This is a genomic window from Brucella sp. GW823-FHT04E01 (assembly GCF_058796175.1).
The window spans coordinates 202,281-221,795 of record NZ_JBXAIK010000002.1 but is presented as its reverse complement, the minus strand read 5'-3'; the positions used below and the strand labels follow the sequence as shown (position 1 = coordinate 221,795).

Below are 19,515 nucleotides of genomic sequence, written 5' to 3'. Positions count from 1 at the left end.
GGAGTTCTTGCGAGCCGGTATGCCATGGAGCGCATTCCGAAAACAGTTTCACGCCGGTCGGATTGTGCTCTAATCGCGGATGAAGCAGCGGGATTTCTGCCCGAAACCGCTCGGCGTGCACACATAGGGCGTACCGGCCGCATATTGCGTGGCGGAAACCCTGATGACCTTGGCCGATGCAGGCTTGTTGTAGCGCGCTTGGCTATTCACCTTGTACTTGACGAGGTAAACGGAAACCGTTTCGCTTTTCTGCTTGCGGGCATCCTTGGCTTCGGCGCCTGCCGTCAGGCATAATGAAGCGGACAGTCCAACGACAATAGCGGCAGCCCATTTCAAGCTTTCGCGGCGCACAGTATATGCAAATACATTGTTCATGCGATTGCCTCCGGTTGTTATTACCGTGCTTTCTATCGGACGCGTTTTAATATTCTGGCCGGATTTTCCTGAAAATTTTCATCAAATGGGATGCAATCAACTCATTTCAGAGACCGTTTTGCGCGCTCCGACACTTCCGGCCAAATCTGGGAAAAGGCCGGGAAAGCGGGGTTGTCGGCGCGTAAGAGGAAACGTCGGCTACCGGTCTGAACGGTTACGTGGCTGATAGTGTTCCAGCTTATTTTGATTTTATACGTGCAAATGCTACTATCAACGCAGGGCTTGGGTCGCCATTACCGCGCCTCGAGCCTCCGGGTTGGTTTAGGGAGTTGCCGTGACATCCCCGAGCGACAAGGCCTCGCGTGATCTGAAGCCCGATTTTGTGGAGCGCCGCCAGTCAGTGCGCGTTCCACTCGCGCCCCTTGGAGAAGATGCCCGAAGCACCAATATTCTGACCCCGCTGGTCTTTACGACCGAAGAGCTGGAACCCTGCGCACAGTTTCCCACATGGCAACAGCACGTGGCTCCCCTCTATGATGTGCGGATGCCGGATGGTGTGAACGCCGAAGACGGTTTTGCCGTTACCCAGAAAGTCTGGGATCTGCGCGGCATGCTGCTGATAGAACAGACTGTTCCTCCATTCAGTTATGAACGTACAGCGGAAAAGGTTCGTTTCAGCCCGATTGATCACTGGCAGATCAGTTTTCTGCGAAGCGGTCGCACATGGACGGCGGTGGATGATCGTGTGGCGGAAAACGAGCCCGGCATGATCAATATCCGTTCGTTTGGTTATCCGTTTCGCGGTCGTGCGCTGGCAACGGACGTGGTGCTGCTGATCATTCCGGTCGATCATTTCGCCGGTCTGGGCGGTATGCCGGAAGCGTGCAACAATGCGACGCTTGGAGGCTATCGCGCCAAGCTGCTGATCGATTTCGTATCGACGATCCAGGCGGGGCTTGACCATATCAGAAGCGAAGACCTGCCGGAGCTGCGCGACGCCCTGCGTCAGATCGTATTTGACACGATCGCCCCTTTGGTAAAGGAAAACGATGCGAGCGAACACAATGCGTCTCTCGGGGCTTCTCTGGGGTTGATGACCAAGGCCAGACGCTTCATCCAGAAAAATCTCACGTCCCGTGAACTCACGCCCGATGCACTGAGCAAGGAGCTCGCCATCTCACGCACGCATCTCTATCAGCTGTTCGAAGGCTCGGGCGGGGTACTCAACTATATTCGCCAGAAGCGTTTGCTTGCAGCACATGAGATGCTTGCGGATGCATCCGAAAACCGCAGGGTGTCCGACATAGCGCAGCTGTTTGGCTTCGATACGGCAGCCAATTTCACGCGGGCATTCACGCAGCATTTTGGCTATAGTCCGAGCAATGTCCGCAAGTCGCTGTCGCGAAACGACGGCATCAGCGACAGCCAGTCTGACGCGAACCGCTCCCTCACTTTCTCAACCCTGCTACGAACGCTGGCAACGACCGGTGCGTAAAGTTCCAGAAGAATGATCGGAATAGTTTGACGATCTGTCTGAAGCAGGCCGCCAGAGCATTTCCTGTTTTGATTGAATCATAGGAAATGCTCTATCCGTTTGTTTTTACGCACGTCTTTATTCCGAAACCGGTTTCCTCTTTCGAGAGACATGCTCTAGTCGTTCTCCGGCAAACGTGGAAAGTGCTCCATCGTTTCATCAAGGAACACCCATTCATGCTTCGATTGCTCGAATACAGATAGGGTGGGCTGGGCAAAAGCCGAATCGGCAAAAAGGCCAACTGCCACGCCGATTACGGAAGGGGCCGCATCAGGCAGCCAATAGACAGTCGAGCCGCAAGCCGGGCAAAAATGCATCCGGACCTTGCGGCCACTTTCCGCCGTCCGAATGAATTCTGTCGATGCGCCTGAAATTTCAACGCAGTCTATCGCATAGAAGGCATTTGCACTGAATGGCGAACCTGTTCTCCGCTGACAGGCGAAGCAGTGGCACAGTGCCGTCAATTGCGGTGGCCCGTGGGGCGTTACTGTCAGATTTCCGCATGCGCATTGAGCATAGGTCATGGATTTCTCCTGCAAGGTGAGATCGCATCATCAGAAATGGAATGGAAATACAGCCCGAATGGCCAGAGTGTTCCGGAAGGAACTGGCTAGGGCTTCGGGTTCGGCTGCAACTCCAGCAGCATCTGAACCGAATACTTCGCATTATCATCTCTTAGCGCTCTATCCGCAAGTTCGGCTGGATAGAATTTCTCACGCTTGCTTTTGCGCAAGATATTGCGGACGTTGTTGTCGGGACTCCCGTCCGGGAGAACACATGGGAGGAAAGACATGCAGCATTACAGACTGAAATCGCTTTCCCTTGCCGCTGTCATTGCCGTTGCAGGCCATCTGCCATCGGCTCATGCGGCATCGCCAGCCCCGGCCGAAGGCCAGAACGGCATGGTGGTTACGGCCCAGCATCTTGCGTCGCAAGTCGGTATCGATGTGCTGAAGAACGGTGGCAATGCCGTCGATGCGGCTGTCGCTGTCGGCTATGCACTAGCGGTTGTCTATCCGACTGCCGGTAATCTCGGCGGGGGTGGTTTCATGACGATCCGCTTCAAGGACGGCAAGAGCACCTTTCTTGATTTTCGCGAGCGTGCGCCGCTCGCCGCCACCAAGACCATGTATCTGGACAAGGATGGCAAGCCGGTCGAAGGCGCCAGCACTGAAACCTATCTCGCCATCGGCGTGCCGGGCACGGTGGCTGGCCTTGAGGAAGCACGCGAAAAATATGGCACCCGCAAGCGCGAGGAGCTGATCGACCCGGCACTGAAACTTGCCAAGGATGGCTTTACGCTTGAACTGGGCGATATTCTCTCCTTTGCTGACGGCAATGAAAGACTGGCGAAAGACCCGGCGGCGGCGAAAATCTTCCTGAAAGACGGAAAACCGATTCCGTTGGGCGAGAGGCTTGTCCAGCCGGATCTGGCAAAGTCGCTTTCGGCCATTTCGGAAAAGGGGCCATCGACCTTCTATCAGGGCGATATCGCCGATCTGATTGTCAAATCGAGCAAGGAGAATGGCGGCATTCTCGCCAAGGCCGATTTCGAAGAATACAAGGTCCGTGAGCTCGAACCGGTCAAGTGCAGCTATCGCGGCTATGACATCGTTTCGTCGCCGCCGCCTTCTTCGGGCGGACTGATCATTTGTGAAATCCTGAACGTGCTTGAGGGTTACCCGATTTCCTATCTGGGGTATGGTTCCGCGGAAACCACGCGTTTGATGGTGGAAGCGATGCGCCACGCCTATGTGGACCGCAACACGGCGCTGGGCGACCCTGATTTCGTTGACAATCCGATCGAGAAGCTCACCAGCAAGGCCTATGCTGCAGAAATTCGCAGTCGTATCGACCCTTATCGCGCTGGTGTCAGCGAGGCGCTGAAGCCAGCTGAATTCAAGGAGTCCAACGAAACCACACATTATTCCATCGTGGACAAGGACGGCAATGCTGTCGCCGTGACCTATACGCTGAACGGATCGTTCGGCACGGCCAAGGTGGCTGAGGGCACCGGAATTCTCCTCAACAACGAGATGGACGACTTCACCATCAAGCCGGGCGTGGCCAATCTCTATGGTCTCATACAAGGCGAAGCCAATGCCATCGAACCGCGCAAGTCACCGTTGTCCTCAATGAGTCCGACTATCGTATCGAAGGATGGCAAGCCGTTCATGGTCATAGGCAGCCCCGGCGGTTCGCGCATCATCACGATCACGCTTGAGGCGATCATGAATGTCATCGATCACGGCATGGACATTCAGGAGGCTATCGATGCCCCGCGCATCCATCACCAGTGGCTGCCGGATCGGGTCTATATGGAAGCGAACGCGCTTTCGCCGGATACGATCCGGTTGCTGACCGGCATGGGCTATACGGTCGGGGAAGACGCTGACTGGCCGGTCTGGGGCGAGGCAGCTGGCATTCTTGTCGGCGGCAAGGATATGGCAGCAATCGAAAAGGGTGGTGACAACCGCTATTACGGCGCTATCGACAGCCGTGCCGTCGCTGGTGCTGCAATAGGATACTAGAGCATGTCTCCCGAAAGTGGGAACCGGTTTCGGGAGACATGCGTAAAAACAAACAGATAGAGCATTTCTAATGATTCAATCAAAACAGGAAATGCTCTAAAACAGAACCGCTTTGCCGGTGGCCGAAGGCATAGACAGAGCGAGGAGACGAGATGAATTCACGTCTCCTCAATGTCTGTGTCGGATCAACCAATGCTTTTGTCGGTTATCCGTGCGCTCTTCAGTATTTCGATGACCATTTCGGAGGCTTTGTTAAGCGAACCGACCGGTAGAAACTCGTAAATCGAGTGGAAGTTGTGCGCGCCGCAGAACAGGTTCGGGCATGGCAGTCCTTTTTCGGACAGCACCGCACCGTCATAGCCGCCGCGCATCGGCAGCGGTGTCGGTGTCACGCCTATTGCCTTCATGGCCTGAAGGGCAAGAACGACCGGATAGCGATTTTCGCCTTCCAGGCTCTCGGCAGCGTTCCGGTAGACAGCCTTGTAGTCTACATGAACCGTGCCCTCGCCATGAAGCTGGTTGAAACTTGCGGCGAGGTTTTCGATGAATGCACGACGTGTTTCGTAACCGTCCTTCGTGAAATCGCGAATGTCGATGATCAGGTTGGTCTCGGCGACTGTTCCTTGAATGCCCTTGGCCCAATAATAGCCTTCGGTACCTTCCGTATATTCTGGGCGTTCGCCGCCCGGCATCATGGCAATGAATTGCTGGGCGTAGAGAATGGCATTGCGCAGCTTGCCCTTGGCCGACATCGGATGGGCTGGCTGGCCTTTGAAGGTGAGGCGGAATTCACCGGCGTTCCAGTTTTCATACACGATCTCGCCAACCGCACAGCAGTCGAGCGTATAGGCGAAATCGGCGTTCAGGGACGCGACGTCGAGCGCCTTGGCTCCGAGCAATCCGATTTCCTCATCGGGAACGAAAACAACCTTGACCGTGCCGTGCTCGATTTCGGGATGCGTGGTCAGGATCTGCATGGCATGCATGACCTCGGCAATGGCAGATTTGTTATCGGCGCCGAGCAGGCTGGTGCCGTCCGTCACGATGATCTGGTCCCCGACATAACGTTCCAGCTCCGGGAACTCGGCAAGCCGCATGACAGCACCGGTCGTTTCGTTGAGCAGGATATCTCCGCCCCGATAATCGACCACATGAGCACGGGTATCGGTCGTATATTCGCCGGACGTATCGAGATGGGCGACCCATGCAATCGTCGGAAACTGCTGATCGGCATTCGAGACATTGGCAGGCAATGTGCCGACAACAATCGAGTGGTCACGCTCTTCAACATCCATACCCATGGCGCGCATTTCGCTGGCGAGCAACTTTGCGAGATCGGTTTGTCCCTCGCTCGACGGGAGGTTGCCTGCATTCGGCACAGCGGTCGTGTTGATGCGGGTATAGGCTAGAAAGCGGTCTACGATATCCATTATATTTTCTCGGTTATTGGTCGGAATCGGCCCGGATTTGATCCGAGAACCAAAGAAGAATAGCGGGCGTTTAGAGCGCCGATCTGATTCAATCAGATCGGCGCTCTAAACTTTCTTTCCAAAGCATAATCTTATCGATCCTCGTTTCACTCCGGTCGGATTATGCTCTATGCCCGCTACCCAGAATTTCATCACCGGTCATCAAACCGGCGGAGGACGAAGCCTATTCTTCGACGTCGACATCTTCGAACAGATAGCCGCCAAAGGGATCGATGCGGAAGTCTTTGACTTTCTTGCTGATCGGCTGCTCGACAATCTGATGAGCAATGGTCAGCCAGGGAGCCTGTTCCTTGAACACGACCTGCGCCTGCTCGTAGAGCTTGGTGCGCTCGGCTTGATCGGTGGTCAGCTTGGCCGCCTGAATGAGCTTCTCGAAGTCCTGATCGCACCAGTTTGCGCGATTGGCGCTGCCGATGGCCTGGCAGCTCAAAAGAGCGGCGAGGAAGTTGTCGGGATCGGCAATGCCACCGGTCCAGCCAAGCATGACGGCACCATCGCGGTCCTTATCCAGCGAACGCTTGAGATATTCGCCCCAGTCATAGGTGACGATTTCCGCCGTTACCCCCACCTTGGCGAAGTCAGACTGAATGAGCTCGGCTGCACGGCGCGCATTCGGCATATAGGGCCGCTGCACGGGCATGGCCCAGATCTTCATTTTCAGGTCTTTGACGCCCGCTTCATCGAGCATCTTGCGCGACTGTTCAGGATCGTAAGCGTCGTCCTTGACGTTCTTGTTGTAGCCCCAGACACTGGGCGGGAGCGGATTGACCGAAGCGACCGCAGAGCCGAGATACACTGCATCGATGATAGCAGCCTTGTTGACTGCCATGTTCAGCGCCTTGCGGACACGCACATCGTCAAACGGTTTTTGCTGGGTGTTGTAGGCTAGGAAGGACAGGTTCAAACCTTCCTTGTGCAGCATTTCGACGGCCGGGTCTTTCTTCATCTCCGCAATATCGGCGGGATTGGGAGCGGCAATGACATGGCACTCGCCCGACTTCAGTTTCTGATAGCGCACTGCCGCATCCGGCGTGATCGCAAAGATGAGATTGTCGATTTTCTGCTTGCCCGCCCAGTAGTCGGGATTGGCCTGATAGCGGATGGCGCTATCCTTCTGATAGGCGACAAACTGATAAGGGCCGGTTCCGACTGGCTGCTGGCTGAACTCCGCAATGTGGCCTTCGGCGACCAGCTTGTCGGCATATTCCTTGGACTGAATGACGGCGAATGTCAGCGACAGCGTCGAGATAAACGTCGCTTCGGGATGCGCCAGCACAAACTTGACCGTGTGATCGTCGATCTTTTCGATTTTCTCGATCAGCGACGGGAAGGAATAAGCTCCGAATTGCGGCCATGTACCCTGATTGTAGTAGGGATTGTCCTTGTTCCCCTGACGGTCGAACGTGAAGATCACATCGTCTGCATTGAATTCACGCGTGGGAGTGAAAAAACTCGTGGTGTGAAACTTCACGCCCTTTCGCAGGTGAAACGTATATTCCTTGCCGTCGGCAGAAACGTCCCAGCTTTCCGCGAGGCCGGGTTCCAGTTCCGTTGAGCCGCGCTTGATCTTGATAAGTCCGTTGGACACATTGCGCGCCGACGCGTCATACACGGCGCCGGATGTCGTTTGCGCCGCATCGAACATTTCAGGAGATGCCTCGGAGCAATAGATCAACGTCTTGGCAAAGACCTGTCCGACCGCCGTGCTGTTGAGCGCAGCCGCAACCAGCGCGGCTGAAAATAGTTTTCCGTATGTATTCATGAGGCTGCATTCCCTTGCTTGCGACGCGACCGACCTTCAACGGGTTGTTCAGTATCGACTTTTTCAGATGATTCTAAACAGCGGTGCGGCAGCATTTGAACGCGCAAAGGCTCGTGAAGCAAGCTCAAAAGGCTCGGGAGGCATGCGTAGAAGTGGTTTAACTGGCGCTGCCGGTTCCGGGAATTTCGGGGATCATCTGACGCAGCAGGTTTCGCAGGATGGATCGTACGGCGACGGTGGCTGCAGACTGTTCGCGGTCGCGGGGCGTGATAAGGCGCACCTCGCGCACGATGGCCGGGTCCGTCAGGGGGCGGGCCACGATGCCGCGACCGCGCAGCGCGGTAAAGGCATAGGCGGGTAGAACAGCGATACCGGCATTGACCTCGACCAGCGACAACACCGAGTGAATCTGGTTGACCTCCATATGCGGTCGAAGCGCCAGTTTTGCCTGTTCGAAGCCGATTTCCGTCAAAAGCCGGATATTGCTTTTCTGGGTAAGCGTAATGATGGGCTGATCGTCGAGTTCTGCCCAACGGACCTGCTCATGCCCGGCGAAATCGTGATGGGGCGACACGAAAATCATCAGCTGATCGCGCAGTGCCATCTGGCTTTCGACGTCGGAATCTTCACCGGAAAACGTGCCAACGCCGAGGTCGCAACGCCCGTTGCGAACCTGTTCGATGACGATTTCAGGCCCGACATCCTCGATCTTGATGACGAGGTTGGGGTGTTCATCAGCCACGCGGCGAACCAGATGAGGAAGCACCGTCGTGCACAGCAAAGGCGGGGCTGCGATGCTGACCTGACCGCGCCGCAATTTCCCCAGATCGCGCACGACTTCGGCGGCGCGGTCAATTTCGGCAAGACCGGCAAGCGCACCTTCGGCAAAGGCACGTCCTGCATCCGTCAGGCTGACGCGCCGTGTCGTCCGGTCGAAAAGCCGCGCGTCCAGCACCGTTTCCAGATCACGGATCGTGTGGGAAAGATTGGCCTGGGTCGTCCTGACACGCTCGGCTGCGCGGGAAAAATTTCCCAGTTCGACCACGGCTTGAAAACATTCAATCTGGCGGAGAGTGGGACGCATCGGCTCACTTATGAGTTTTTGTTTATGAATATATTCTACTTACAAGACTTCTCGAATGAAAGAAAGTCAGGCTCGATCAGGGAGACGCGGGTTTGGAGTGACCCGCCCCGAAGCGAGGATTCCGATGAAGTATGACCGTCAGAACGCCAAGGCCCATTCGCGCGCTACGATGCGCGGTATCTGGGCTGCGGCAAACACGCCTTTCAATCAGGACGGATCGATCGATGAAGGCGGCTTTCGCAAGAATGTCGACCATTGGATCAACGATCTGGGCATTGACGGACTTTTCGTCGCGGGAAAGCAGGGCGAATTCTTCTCGATGTCGGTTGACGAGCGCAAGCGCATGTTCGATCTGGCTGTCTCGGCAGTAGGTGACAAGGCGCAGACAATCATGTCCTGCTCGGACCAGAACATGGATGTGGTTATCGATCTGGCCAAGCATGCGCAGGCCTGCGGCGCGGACTATATCGTCGTCCATGCACCGGTTCTGCATTTCCTGCGTGCGCAGGACGAAACGCTGCTGCGCTACTATGAAACCATTGCCTCCAAGGTGGATATCGGCCTTGCACTCTGGTCGCATCCGGATAGCGGTTATCTGATGAGCCCTGAGCTCTGCAATCGTCTGGCCGATATAGAAACCGTCGTCGCGATCAAATATTCGGTCCCACGCGACATGTATCGCAAGCTCACGGAACTTGCAGGCGACCGCATTCTGGTCTCGACCGCATCGGAAGACGAATGGCTGGATAATATTCTCGAACTGGGCTGGCAGCTCTATCTCTGCTCTTCACCGCCCTACACGCTGCAGACCAAGGTTGATCGCCGCATGCGCGATTATACCGACCTGGCCTTTGCGGGCAAAGAGGCCGAGGCGCGCGCCGTCTGGCAGAGCCTCGAGCCTGTCCGTCATGCCTTCAAGTCGACGCGACCGGCTGAAAAGCCCACTTCGCATCAAAAATACTGGCAGGAGCTGCTCGGCCAGGTTGGTGGACCTGTTCGCGCGCCGATGCTTGAGCTGACCGACGCTGAAAAACGGGCAATCCGGGAGGCATTTGATAGCTGCGGTCTCAAACTGTCCTGATCGAACCGAAAAGGGGAACAAGAATGACAAAACTCAGCGCTTTCAATTTCCAGAAATGGATCGATGAACACAAGCACCTGCTGAAGCCGCCTGTCGGCAATCAGCTGGTGTTCAAGGACGCGGACCTGATGGTGACGGTCGTTGGCGGCCCGAACAAGCGCACCGATTACCACGACGATCCGGTCGAAGAGTTCTTCTACCAGCTCAAGGGCGACATGCTGCTGAAGCTGCATGACACGTCGACGGGCGAATTTTACGACGTGCCGATCCGCGAAGGCGATATCTTCCTTCTGCCGGCGCATATCCGTCATTCGCCGCAGCGCCCGCAGGAAGGTTCCATCGGTCTGGTGATCGAACCGGCCCGTCCTGAAGGCGTTCTCGATGCCGTCGAATGGTATTGCTTCGAATGCAGCGGTCTCGTTCATCGCGCCGAAGTGGATCTGGAATCCATCGTCGACGATCTGCCGCCGCTTTACGCTGCTTTCTACAACGATGAGAAACTGCGGACCTGCCCACATTGCAATACCGTCCACCCCGGCAAGAACCCGCCGGAAGGCTGGGTTGCGCTCTGACGAGGCATGCCCGGCGGAACTGCCGGGCACCCATCCATAAAAAGACAAGGGGAAATGAAATGAAAAACAAACTCCTGATGATCGGCCTGCTGGCGGGGCTGACGACCGGTGCTGCTGCTGCTGAACCGGTCAAGATTGGCGTGATTACGACCTTGTCAGGTCCGGGAGGTTATCTCGGTCAGGACGTGCGCGATGGCATGAAGCTCGCCATCGATGCCGAAGGCGGCAAACTCGGCGGTGTGCCGGTTGAACTGAAGGTCGAGGACGATGCGGCCAAGCCCGGCAACGGACGACAGATCGCCGAGCGGTTCATGTCGGAAGACGGCGTCAAGCTTTTTACCGGCATCATCTTCTCGAATGTAGCCGGCGCAACCGTGCCGGACATCATCGATAATGACAGTATCTATATCAGCGCCAACGCCGCGCCATCGAACATGGCGGGCAAGGGCTGCGATGCGAATTACTTCGTGGTTTCCTGGCAGAATGACTCGCTCCACGAGGCATCGGGCATTGCTGCGGAACAGGAAGGGTTCAAGCGCGCCTTCATTCTTGCGCCGAACTATCAGGCAGGCAAGGATGCGCTGGCTGGCTTCAAGCGCCGGTTCAAGGGCGAAGTTGTCGGTGAAATCTACACCCAGCTCGACCAGACCGACTATTCGGCTGAGATGGCGCAAATTCGCGCCGCAAACCCAGATGTGGTCTTCCAGTTTCATCCAGGCGGCATGGGCATTGCGTTTATGCGCCAGTATCAGCAGGCAGGCCTTCTCGGCAAGATTCCGATGGTTCTTTCCGAACCGTCCAGCGATGCTGTGATCCTCAAATCACTGGGTGACGCTTCGGTCGGAATCATGGCCACCAGCCACTGGAGCCCGGATATGGACAATGCGGCGAGCAAGGAACTCGTGGCAAAGTGGAAAGCCGCTTATCCTGACCGGCCTCTGACCTATTACGGCACGCAAGGCTACGACGTGGCTCGCCTGATTGCTTCTGCCTTGAAGCAGACCGGCGGCGTTGACGATATCGATGCGGTGCGCGAAGCGCTGCGGAAGGCTGACTTCCAGTCCGTGCGTGGCAATTTTGCCTTCGGTCCGAACCAGCATCCGTTGCAGGACTGGTATCTCCTTGATGTCGTCAAGGGCGAGGACGGCAACCCGACCACCAGGATCAAGAAGAAGCTGATCGAAAATTACGGTGATTCCTATTCTGCAGAGTGCAAGCTCTGACAGCCACCGTCCGGCGCGCGCGAAAGTGCGCGCCACGCTTCTTTTCATTTCTCATGAAGGTCGTTTCCTCCAATGACACTCATCTTCGAGCAACTTTTGAATGGCCTTCTCTACGGCGTCATGTTGTTCCTTCTGGCAGCAGGGCTGACGCTGATCTTCGGGATCATGGGCGTCATCAACCTCGCTCATGGCTCGCTCTATATGATCGGCGCTTTCATCGGCACCTGGGTGGCCGTGCAGACCGGGAATTTCTGGTTGGGCTTGCCCGCAGCTATTCTGGCCGCGACGATTGCCGGTATCGTGATCGAGCTTGGCGTCATGCGAAAGCTCTATCAGCGCGATCATCTGGATCAGGTGCTGGCGACTTTTTCGCTCATTCTGATTTTCAATGAGCTGACCGTGCTGATCTTTGGCCGCCAACCGATTTTCACGCAGTTGCCTGCATCGCTCTCGCAGCCGATCGAACTGTTTTCAGGCCTGAGCTATCCGCCGTTCCGGCTGCTCATCATTGTGGCTGGCCTGCTGGTTGCCGGTGGTCTTTATCTGCTCATCAACCGCACCCGCATCGGCATGCTGGTTCGGGCAGGGTCGACCAACCGCGATATGGTCCGCGCGCTCGGCGTGGATATCCGTCTGCTCTATACGCTGGTGTTTGCGCTTGGTGCGGCTTTTGCGGGTCTTGCAGGATTCATGACCGGACCGATCCTTGCCGTTCAGGTCGGTATGGGCGAGCAAATCCTGCTTGCCACCTTCGTGGTCGTGGTTATTGGCGGCGTTGGCTCGATCAAGGGAGCCTTCATTGCCGGTATTTCGCTCGGTATCATCGATACCTGCCTGCGCGCCTTTCTGCCTTCCATTCTGCGTCAATTCATGGCCGGGGCCGAAGCTGACGCGCTTGGCGTGGGCATTGCGTCCATGGGCATCTATCTGCTGATGGCCATCGTTCTTCTGTTCCGCCCGAGAGGCCTCTTTCCGGTGGGAGCCTGAATCATGTCATATCGTATTTTGTTTGTTTTCCTCGGCTGCGTGGCGCTTGCACTTTTCCCCTTCGGGGCCGAAGCGCTGGGGCAGACGGCTGCATCCAGCCTTGTCGCCCGAATCATGATCTATGCCATCGCCGCGGCCAGCCTCAATCTGATCCTCGGCTATGGCGGGATGGTTTCCTTCGGTCATGCCGCCTTCTTCGGGATCGGCTCCTATGTCGTGGGTATCCTTTATTTCCACCACGCGGAAGAGACATTGCTTTTCGGCTTCATTCCGGGTTCCGACCAGTTTCTGATCACCGTTCCGGCGGCAATGCTGGTGGCAGGTCTTGCCGCGCTGGTCATCGGTGCGCTGGCGCTGCGCACTTCCGGCGTGCAGTTCATCATGATTACGCTCGCCTTCGCCCAGATGCTGTTCTTCCTCTTCGTTTCGCTCAAAACCTATGGCGGCGAAGACGGTATCATCGTGCGCCGGGCAAATGATCTTTTCGGCCTCAGCCTGCGTGACAAGACGACGATGTATTATGTCATCCTCGTTTCGATGATCCTGTATTTCGCTTTCCTGTGGCGGGTTGTCCATTCGTCCTATGGCGCGGTGCTTTCCGGCATTCGCCAGAGCGAGCGGCGCATGACGGCCATGGGGATCGAAACCTATCGCTACAAGCTTTACGGCTTTGTCCTTGCCGGAATGGGCGCTGGTCTGGCTGGCGCGCTTCTCACCATCTTTATGCGTTTTGCAAGCCCGGATACGCTGCACTGGACCAAATCGGGCGAGTTGATGGTGATGGTCATTTTGGGTGGGGTCGGCACGTTCTTCGGGCCGATCTGGGGAGCAGCCGCCTTCCTGATCCTGCAGACCTATCTCGCCTCCTGGACTGAACATTGGCAGCTTGCCATGGGCATCATTCTGCTCGTCGTTGTTTTGGGAACCAAGGGCGGCATTGTCGGCGGCTGGCGCGCGCTTTGCCGTCCGTTTCGCAAAGACCGGAAAGTTGAGGTGCCCGCATGACGACGATATTGCAGGTCCGCGATCTGGTGAAGCGCTTTGCCGGACTGGTCGCGACGGATCATGTGACGCTCGACGTCACGGAAGGGCATATCCATGCCCTGATCGGCCCGAACGGAGCGGGCAAGTCCACGCTCATCAACCAGCTGTGTGGTGAGCTGACGCCCACATCGGGGACGATCAGCCTGATGGGTGAAGATATCACCAATCTACCCGCAGCAACGCGTGTCGGGCGCGGGTTGGGACGCACATTCCAGATATCGACGCTCCTGAACGATATGAGTGTGCGCCAGAACATCGCGATGGCGGTGCAGGCGCGCGAGGGGCACAATTTCCGGATTCTCGACAGTCTGAAAGGCCGCAGCGCCATCTGGCGTGAGGTTGATGCAATCCTTGCCGGAAGCCGTCTGGCCAATCACCCGGAGAAGCTTGCAGGCGATCTGTCGAGTGGTGGGCGCAAGCAGCTGGAACTGCTGATGGCGCTGGCCGGAAAGCCGAAGCTTCTGCTCCTCGATGAACCGATGGCTGGTCTCGGCCATGTCGAAAGCCAGGAAATGATCGAGCTTTTGCAGGGGCTGCGCGGCAAGGTTTCGATGCTGCTCGTCGAGCACGATATGGAGGCGGTGTTTGCGCTCGCTGACCGCATATCGGTGCTGGTCTATGGTCGCCTCATCCTCACAGGTACGGTGGAAGACATTCGGGCAAGTGAAGCTGTGCGGGAAGCCTATCTCGGCGGGGAGGAGGAACTGTGCTGAAAATCGAAGGACTTCAGGCCGCCTATGGCCATTCTCAGGTATTGTTCGACGTCTCGCTGGAGGTGAATGAAGGGGAACTGGTCACCCTCATGGGCCGCAACGGCATGGGCAAGACCACCACCATACGCACATTGATGGGTCTGCTCGCTCCAAAAGGGGGACAGGTCCAGATCGCGGGGCGCGACACGACCAGCTACAGCCCCGAAAAAGTGGCACGCCTTGGCGTCGGTCTTGTGCCGGAGGGCCGACAGATTTTCCCGACATTGACCGTGCGGGAAAATCTGGTCGCAACCGCATCCAACCGCTGCAAGCGACAGTCGCCATGGGATCTTGCCAAGATATATGCGCTTTTCCCGCGCATGCAGGAGAGGGCGGATCAGACGGCGGGCACGCTTTCAGGTGGCGAACAGCAGATGCTGGCCATCGGGCGTGCATTGATGACGAACCCGCATCTTCTGATCCTCGATGAAGCGACGGAAGGGCTTGCCCCCGTCATCCGCACGGAAATCTGGCATTGCATCATGCAATTGCGCGAAATGGGCCAGTCGATCCTTCTGATCGATAAGAATATCGCGGTTTTGAAGAAGTTGGCGGATCGCCACTATATTGTCGAGAAAGGCCGAACGGTCTGGCGCGGGACGAGTGCCGATCTCGAACGCGACCGTGAGCAGGTGCATGCTTATGTCGGGATCTGAGACGATCGTCCTCGTTGGATGGGGCGCTATCGGCAAGCGGGTTGCGGACCTTCTCGCCGAGCGGAAAAGTCCAGTAAGGATCGGCGCGGTGGCGGTGCGTGACCGGTCGGCATCCCGTGACGGATTGCCTGCGGGTGCCGTGCTTATCGAAAATCCTGCCGAGCTTGCAGCCAGCGGCGCAAGTCTCGTGGTGGAAGCGGCAGGTCGCCCCAGCGTCTTGCTGTGGGGCGAGGCGGCGCTTTCCGCCGGAATGGATTTTGCGGTTTCATCGACATCGGCTTTCGTCGACGATGCCCTGTTTCAAAGGCTGAAGGATGCGGCTGCGGCCAGCGGCACGAAGCTTATTATCCCACCCGGTGCGCTGGGCGGCATTGATGCGCTTTCGGCTGCAAGCCGGCTTTCGATTGAAAGTGTCGAGCATCGCATCATCAAGCCTGCAAAAGCATGGGCGGGGACGCAGGCTGCCCAGCTGGTGCCGCTCGATGAAATCAGTGAGGCCACGGTCTTCTTCACGGATACGGCCCGCAAGGCAGCCGATGCTTTTCCGCAAAATGCCAATGTCGCGGTGATTACTTCACTCGCAGGGATTGGTCTTGATCGTACCCGTGTCACATTGGTTGCAGACCCGGCAGCGCGTCTCAACACGCATGAGATCATTGCCGAAGGCGATTTCGGTCGGATGCATCTGCGTTTTGAAAATGGTCCGCTTGCGACCAACCCGAAATCGTCTGAAATGACCGCGCTCAACCTTGTGCGCGCGATCGAGAACCGTGTCGCCACGACGGTCATCTGATGCAGTTGCTTAACGAAAAGCCCCGCAGTAGCGGGGCTTTTTCTATTCGGAAGCCTTATTCCGCATCCATCTTGCATTGTGCGGCATAGATATCGCCATGCGCGGTCAGGACTTTCTTCTCGGTCTTCAGATAAGGCTTGCCGTTGGCGCCTTCGGCCACGCCCAGCGCATACCAATCCTGAACGGGATGCTGGTTCGGTCCGAGTTTGAATTCTCCGCGCACGGAAGGAATTTGCGCGGAAAGCAATGCCTTGCGGAATGTCTTGGCATCGATCTCGTCACCCGAGACGCCAGCAAGTCCGGCACCCATCATCAGCGCGGCATCATAGCCTTGTGCGGCATAATAGGTGATCGGGCGATCCCCGAATTTCGCTTTCCAGGCGGCAACGAATTTCTTGTTTTCCGGATTGTCAAAATCGTCGTTCCAGTGGCTGGTCACCCGTACGCCGTCGGCTGCCTTTCCGACAACATTGACGATCACCTGATCGAGCGATGCCGGATGGACGACCATCGGGATTTCTTTCAGCAGACCTGACTGCTGATATTGCTGCAGAAACGCAATGCCCATGCCGCCCGGTTCGAATTCATAGACCATCGCTGGCTTTGCGGCACGGATCTGCGCGATTTCAGCGGCAAAGTCGGTCTGGTCCATCTGGGTATAGACTTCGCCGATGATCTTGCCCTTGTAGAAGCGCTTGAACGCATCCATCGTCTCGCGCCCGGCCTGATAATTCGGCGCGATCAGGAATGCCGAAGGATAATCCATTGATTGCGCCAGCGCGCCAGCGCTTTCTCCCTGGCTGTCATCCTGCCAGGAGCTGACGAAATAGTTCGGGTGGCATTCCTTGCCTGCAAATTCGGCAGAGGCGGTGTTGGGGCTGATATAGATGCCGCCTTCGTCGAGAATATCTGGCAGAGCCGCACCGGCGACATTGGCGAAGACCATGCCGGTAAAGAGTTTTACGCCCTGTTCGGACAACATGGCTTCGGCAATCTGCTTGGCATTGCCCGGCTTGAGGCCGTCATCCTCGACCTTGAGCGCGACCGGCTTGCCTCCCAGTTCACCGCCATTCTGATCAATTGCGAGCTGGAAACCGTCCCGAATGTCCTGCCCAAGATAACCGGCAGGGCCGGACAAGGTTGTGATCATGCCGATGGTGACGGGTTCCTTGGCGAAAGCCGCGACAGTTCCGGCCAGAGATAGACAGAGTGCCGAAGCACCAAGCAGTGAAAGCTTGAGCATGAAAGTTCCTCTCTTGATTGCCCTTCACGACCTTTTCTCTGTCCCGCGCTTGAAAACGCTGTTTCGGACAGGAGGTCTTGCCGGTTATTTCATGCTGAAACTTGAAATCCGTAAACTGAACACTCTTCGCACTGCTATGAGGCTCAGGAATATCAGAAGGGTGTGTTCGGGGTGGGAGGGAACCTGTCTTCAACCTGTCCGGGCAATTTCCCGAAGCACCTGAATGAACAGGTCGGCCGTGGCGGAACGGTTGCTCTCAGGAAGGGTGGTGATCCCCAGAAAGCCGGAAGTCGCGCCAAGCTGGACCGGCAGGATGGCAAGCTGTCCCGACGCTTCTTCAATCCGCGCCACCTGCGCGGGCATGACGCAAATATAATCCGCCTGCAAGAGCAAGCCCCTATTGATGAGCGGCGAGACGGATTCGACGGACTGTGCAGGCGGCGGAACGCCTTCCTCGCGGAATGTGCGATCAATCTGGAGGCGGAGATTGGTTTCCTTCGGTGGCAAGATCCAGTCCCACTCGATCAGATCATGAAGGCGAAGTGCGGGGCGCAGCGTCAATGGATGGTCGCGGCGCACGACGACGACGGCATTATCCGGAATCAGGACCTCCTGCACGAGATTGACCGGTTCATGCCGCTCGGAAAGGCGACCTATCACCATGTCGAGTTCTCCCGCCCGCAATGCTGGCATCAGGACATCATCCGTTCCCGTCACGACCTTGACCACGATGCGGCGATTGTCGCGCCGGACTTTGGCGATGGCTCTGGGAAGCAGATCGGCAGATGCAGAAAGCAGGGTTCCGATGGCCAGCCGTCCGCCTGTCCCATCGCGCAGATCGGCAAGATTTTGTTCGGCCACCATCAGATGAGCCAGAAGACGTCTTGCATCTGTGGTCAGCTGCATGCCCGCATGGGTCGGGACAACGCCCCTGTTGGTGCGCGTGAAAAGCCGCAATCCGGTCAGGGCTTCGATTTCCTGCAATGCCTTGGTGACCGCGGATTGGGTAACGTTCAAACGATCGGCAGCGCGCGCAATGCTGCGCTCCTCGTCGATCGCATCGATGATGCGGATATACCGGATCGTCAGATGATTGGTGAGCAATGCCATATCGCCTCCTCAAGGATATGTCCGCTCACAGATATTCTATTTCCTCATATCTGTCGCGGTCAGAATTCACTTTCCTTTGTCGGCAGGACTTGGAAATCTCTCTTCGAAATGGGTTGAGGAGAATTGGAATGACGAAACGTCACGCGGAGATCGCTGGCGCAGGCATTGCGGGGCTGGCTTCTGCCACAGCGCTCGCCCAACGCGGATGGAGCGTAAGGGTGCATGAGCGCTCGCCCAATCTGCGCACATTCGGCGCCGGGATTTATATCTGGAGCAATGGCTTGCATGTGCTCAAGGCCCTCGGCGCTTACGACGAGGCCGTGATCGGCGCTCATGAGGGGCCGGAGTTTCATACGCGCGATCACCTCAACGAAACGATGGAAGAGATTCCAATCAATGGCAACGGACCAGCGCGCCTTATAACGATCCTGCGTGAGACATTGCTGACGGCATTGCTCAATGCTGCGCGTCGCGCGGGCGTTGAAGTCGTCACTGGCGCGGAAGCTGTCGGGGCAACACCGGAAGGTGAATTGCTGCTGGCCGATGGTAAGCGCCTTGCCGCCGATCTGGTCATCGGGGCGGATGGCATCAATTCCAAGGTCAGGGATTCGCTCGATCTCATGATGTACCGCAAACCGCTTGGCTATGGTGCCGTGCGTATGATGATAAAGCGTGATAGCGCAGACGCTCCCGTTGAAGATCTGCCGCGCTATATCGAGCATTTCTCCGGCTCACGCCGTATTCTTTATACGCCCGCCAGCGAGACCGATCTCTATATCGCACTCTGCGCATCGGTTGAAGACGAGGCGGCCTATCGCACACCGGTCGATACCGCGCTCTGGACCGAAAGTTTCCCGCACCTTGCATCTTTGATCGCTCGTTTCGGCGATGCGGGGCGGTGGGATGCATTCGAAGTCCTGAAGCTGAAATCATGGAGCAAGGGCCGGGTGGCGATCCTCGGTGATGGCGCTCATGCGATGCCGCCTTATCTCGGACAAGGTGGTGGTTGCGCTCTTATGAATGCGCTCGGGCTGGCGGTTGCGCTGGACGAACATGCGGATGTGAGCGAAGCGCTGGCTGCCTGGGAGGCGCGCGAACGCCCGCTGACCGAACATACGCAGGATACTGCGGAGCGACTGGGCGACATGAATTACTGGCCCGACGACGTGCGCTCGCAAGTGCTGAAAATTACCGGGAAATGCGCTCCGCTTGGTGCCGAACGCATGAAGACCGCTTTGCATATTCCAACAGGCGCAGCCTGAAACGCCGGATGATGGA

18 protein-coding genes are annotated in these 19,515 nt (G+C 57.0%); 11 read left to right on the top strand and 7 right to left on the bottom strand.

Annotated elements, in window-relative coordinates; all coding sequences use genetic code 11:
• Positions 1-69: 69 nt before the first annotated feature.
• Positions 70-375 (bottom strand): hypothetical protein, encoded by a 306-nt coding sequence (locus tag AC1RHM_RS06525; RefSeq protein ID WP_010660582.1) that lies wholly within the window; start codon positions 373-375, stop codon positions 70-72.
• 334 nt (positions 376-709) lie between these two features.
• Between AC1RHM_RS06525 and AC1RHM_RS06520 the strand changes: the two genes are divergently transcribed.
• A complete protein-coding gene (locus tag AC1RHM_RS06520; protein WP_036588186.1) occupies positions 710-1,870 on the top strand; it encodes a helix-turn-helix domain-containing protein in 1,161 nt (386 codons plus the stop codon).
• A 155-nt stretch (positions 1,871-2,025) separates the two neighbouring features.
• Here the strand turns inward: AC1RHM_RS06520 and AC1RHM_RS06515 are convergent, their stop codons facing one another.
• Positions 2,026-2,433 carry a GFA family protein gene (locus tag AC1RHM_RS06515; RefSeq protein ID WP_166942384.1) on the bottom strand — a complete coding sequence of 136 codons (408 nt, stop codon included), beginning with the start codon at positions 2,431-2,433 and terminating at the stop codon, positions 2,026-2,028.
• Between the two features lie 267 nt (positions 2,434-2,700).
• On the opposite strand from AC1RHM_RS06515, the gene ggt reads away from it, so the two are divergent.
• Positions 2,701-4,440, top strand: coding sequence for a gamma-glutamyltransferase (gene ggt, locus AC1RHM_RS06510; protein ID WP_166942382.1), 1,740 nt, complete (start codon positions 2,701-2,703; stop codon positions 4,438-4,440).
• Between the two features lie 185 nt (positions 4,441-4,625).
• On the opposite strand, the gene pepT is transcribed toward ggt, so the two are convergent.
• From pepT to AC1RHM_RS06495, 3 genes are all read right to left on the bottom strand, one after another.
• A complete protein-coding gene (gene pepT, locus AC1RHM_RS06505; protein ID WP_029928721.1) occupies positions 4,626-5,870 on the bottom strand; it encodes a peptidase T in 1,245 nt (414 codons plus the stop codon).
• Between the two features lie 223 nt (positions 5,871-6,093).
• Positions 6,094-7,692, bottom strand: coding sequence for an ABC transporter substrate-binding protein (locus AC1RHM_RS06500; RefSeq protein WP_029928723.1), 1,599 nt, complete (start codon positions 7,690-7,692; stop codon positions 6,094-6,096).
• A gap of 157 nt (positions 7,693-7,849) precedes the next feature.
• On the bottom strand, positions 7,850-8,776 hold the full coding sequence (locus AC1RHM_RS06495; protein WP_010660588.1) for a LysR family transcriptional regulator: 927 nt from the start codon (positions 8,774-8,776) through the stop codon (positions 7,850-7,852).
• Positions 8,777-8,900: 124 nt separating this feature from the next.
• Here AC1RHM_RS06495 and AC1RHM_RS06490 point away from each other — a divergent pair, with 124 nt between their 5' ends.
• From AC1RHM_RS06490 to AC1RHM_RS06455, 8 genes are all read left to right on the top strand, one after another.
• On the top strand, positions 8,901-9,857 hold the full coding sequence (locus AC1RHM_RS06490) for a dihydrodipicolinate synthase family protein (RefSeq protein WP_029928726.1): 957 nt from the start codon (positions 8,901-8,903) through the stop codon (positions 9,855-9,857).
• Positions 9,858-9,880: 23 nt separating this feature from the next.
• Positions 9,881-10,429 carry a 3-hydroxyanthranilate 3,4-dioxygenase gene (locus tag AC1RHM_RS06485; RefSeq protein WP_010660590.1) on the top strand — a complete coding sequence of 183 codons (549 nt, stop codon included), beginning with the start codon at positions 9,881-9,883 and terminating at the stop codon, positions 10,427-10,429.
• A 59-nt stretch (positions 10,430-10,488) separates the two neighbouring features.
• Positions 10,489-11,652, top strand: coding sequence for an ABC transporter substrate-binding protein (locus AC1RHM_RS06480; protein ID WP_010660591.1), 1,164 nt, complete (start codon positions 10,489-10,491; stop codon positions 11,650-11,652).
• Positions 11,653-11,724: 72 nt separating this feature from the next.
• Positions 11,725-12,639, top strand: a complete 915-nt coding sequence (locus AC1RHM_RS06475) for a branched-chain amino acid ABC transporter permease (RefSeq protein WP_010660592.1) — start codon at positions 11,725-11,727, stop codon at positions 12,637-12,639.
• A gap of 3 nt (positions 12,640-12,642) precedes the next feature.
• Entirely contained in the window at positions 12,643-13,644 is a 1,002-nt protein-coding gene (locus AC1RHM_RS06470; RefSeq protein ID WP_010660593.1) for a branched-chain amino acid ABC transporter permease, read from the top strand.
• Entirely contained in the window at positions 13,641-14,396 is a 756-nt protein-coding gene (locus AC1RHM_RS06465) for an ABC transporter ATP-binding protein (protein WP_029928730.1), read from the top strand. The genes AC1RHM_RS06470 and AC1RHM_RS06465 overlap by 4 nt, the downstream gene beginning before the upstream one ends.
• Positions 14,390-15,091: an ABC transporter ATP-binding protein gene (locus AC1RHM_RS06460; RefSeq protein ID WP_012093676.1), complete on the top strand. Its 702-nt coding sequence runs from the start codon at positions 14,390-14,392 to the stop codon at positions 15,089-15,091. Before AC1RHM_RS06465 ends, AC1RHM_RS06460 begins: the two co-directional genes overlap by 7 nt.
• On the top strand, positions 15,078-15,884 hold the full coding sequence (locus AC1RHM_RS06455; protein ID WP_029928733.1) for an aspartate dehydrogenase: 807 nt from the start codon (positions 15,078-15,080) through the stop codon (positions 15,882-15,884). The genes AC1RHM_RS06460 and AC1RHM_RS06455 overlap by 14 nt, the downstream gene beginning before the upstream one ends.
• Before the next feature lie 55 nt (positions 15,885-15,939).
• Here the strand turns inward: AC1RHM_RS06455 and AC1RHM_RS06450 are convergent, their stop codons facing one another.
• Together AC1RHM_RS06450 and AC1RHM_RS06445 are read right to left on the bottom strand one after the other, a co-directional pair.
• Positions 15,940-17,127, bottom strand: coding sequence for an ABC transporter substrate-binding protein (locus AC1RHM_RS06450; RefSeq protein ID WP_029928735.1), 1,188 nt, complete (start codon positions 17,125-17,127; stop codon positions 15,940-15,942).
• 189 nt (positions 17,128-17,316) lie between these two features.
• Positions 17,317-18,237 (bottom strand): LysR substrate-binding domain-containing protein, encoded by a 921-nt coding sequence (locus AC1RHM_RS06445; RefSeq protein ID WP_166942376.1) that lies wholly within the window; start codon positions 18,235-18,237, stop codon positions 17,317-17,319.
• A 128-nt stretch (positions 18,238-18,365) separates the two neighbouring features.
• Between AC1RHM_RS06445 and AC1RHM_RS06440 the strand changes: the two genes are divergently transcribed.
• Positions 18,366-19,499, top strand: coding sequence for an FAD-dependent oxidoreductase (locus AC1RHM_RS06440; protein ID WP_029928737.1), 1,134 nt, complete (start codon positions 18,366-18,368; stop codon positions 19,497-19,499).
• Positions 19,500-19,515 lie beyond the last annotated feature (16 nt).

Bases quoted from the DNA above. Each gene is read 5' to 3' on its own strand.
- AC1RHM_RS06440 (WP_029928737.1), top strand. From the start codon at position 18,366: ATGACGAAACGTCACGCGGAGATCGCTGGCGCAGGCATTGCGGGGCTG.
- AC1RHM_RS06475 (WP_010660592.1), top strand. From the start codon at position 11,725: ATGACACTCATCTTCGAGCAACTTTTGAATGGCCTTCTCTACGGCGTC.
- AC1RHM_RS06500 (WP_029928723.1), bottom strand. From the start codon at position 7,692: ATGAATACATACGGAAAACTATTTTCAGCCGCGCTGGTTGCGGCTGCG.
- AC1RHM_RS06480 (WP_010660591.1), top strand. From the start codon at position 10,489: ATGAAAAACAAACTCCTGATGATCGGCCTGCTGGCGGGGCTGACGACC.
- ggt (WP_166942382.1), top strand. From the start codon at position 2,701: ATGCAGCATTACAGACTGAAATCGCTTTCCCTTGCCGCTGTCATTGCC.
- AC1RHM_RS06490 (WP_029928726.1), top strand. From the start codon at position 8,901: ATGAAGTATGACCGTCAGAACGCCAAGGCCCATTCGCGCGCTACGATG.
- AC1RHM_RS06525 (WP_010660582.1), bottom strand. From the start codon at position 375: ATGAACAATGTATTTGCATATACTGTGCGCCGCGAAAGCTTGAAATGG.
- AC1RHM_RS06445 (WP_166942376.1), bottom strand. From the start codon at position 18,237: ATGGCATTGCTCACCAATCATCTGACGATCCGGTATATCCGCATCATC.
- pepT (WP_029928721.1), bottom strand. From the start codon at position 5,870: ATGGATATCGTAGACCGCTTTCTAGCCTATACCCGCATCAACACGACC.
- AC1RHM_RS06455 (WP_029928733.1), top strand. From the start codon at position 15,078: ATGTCGGGATCTGAGACGATCGTCCTCGTTGGATGGGGCGCTATCGGC.
- AC1RHM_RS06450 (WP_029928735.1), bottom strand. From the start codon at position 17,127: ATGCTCAAGCTTTCACTGCTTGGTGCTTCGGCACTCTGTCTATCTCTG.
- AC1RHM_RS06465 (WP_029928730.1), top strand. From the start codon at position 13,641: ATGACGACGATATTGCAGGTCCGCGATCTGGTGAAGCGCTTTGCCGGA.
- AC1RHM_RS06470 (WP_010660593.1), top strand. From the start codon at position 12,643: ATGTCATATCGTATTTTGTTTGTTTTCCTCGGCTGCGTGGCGCTTGCA.
- AC1RHM_RS06515 (WP_166942384.1), bottom strand. From the start codon at position 2,433: ATGACCTATGCTCAATGCGCATGCGGAAATCTGACAGTAACGCCCCAC.
- AC1RHM_RS06495 (WP_010660588.1), bottom strand. From the start codon at position 8,776: ATGCGTCCCACTCTCCGCCAGATTGAATGTTTTCAAGCCGTGGTCGAA.
- AC1RHM_RS06485 (WP_010660590.1), top strand. From the start codon at position 9,881: ATGACAAAACTCAGCGCTTTCAATTTCCAGAAATGGATCGATGAACAC.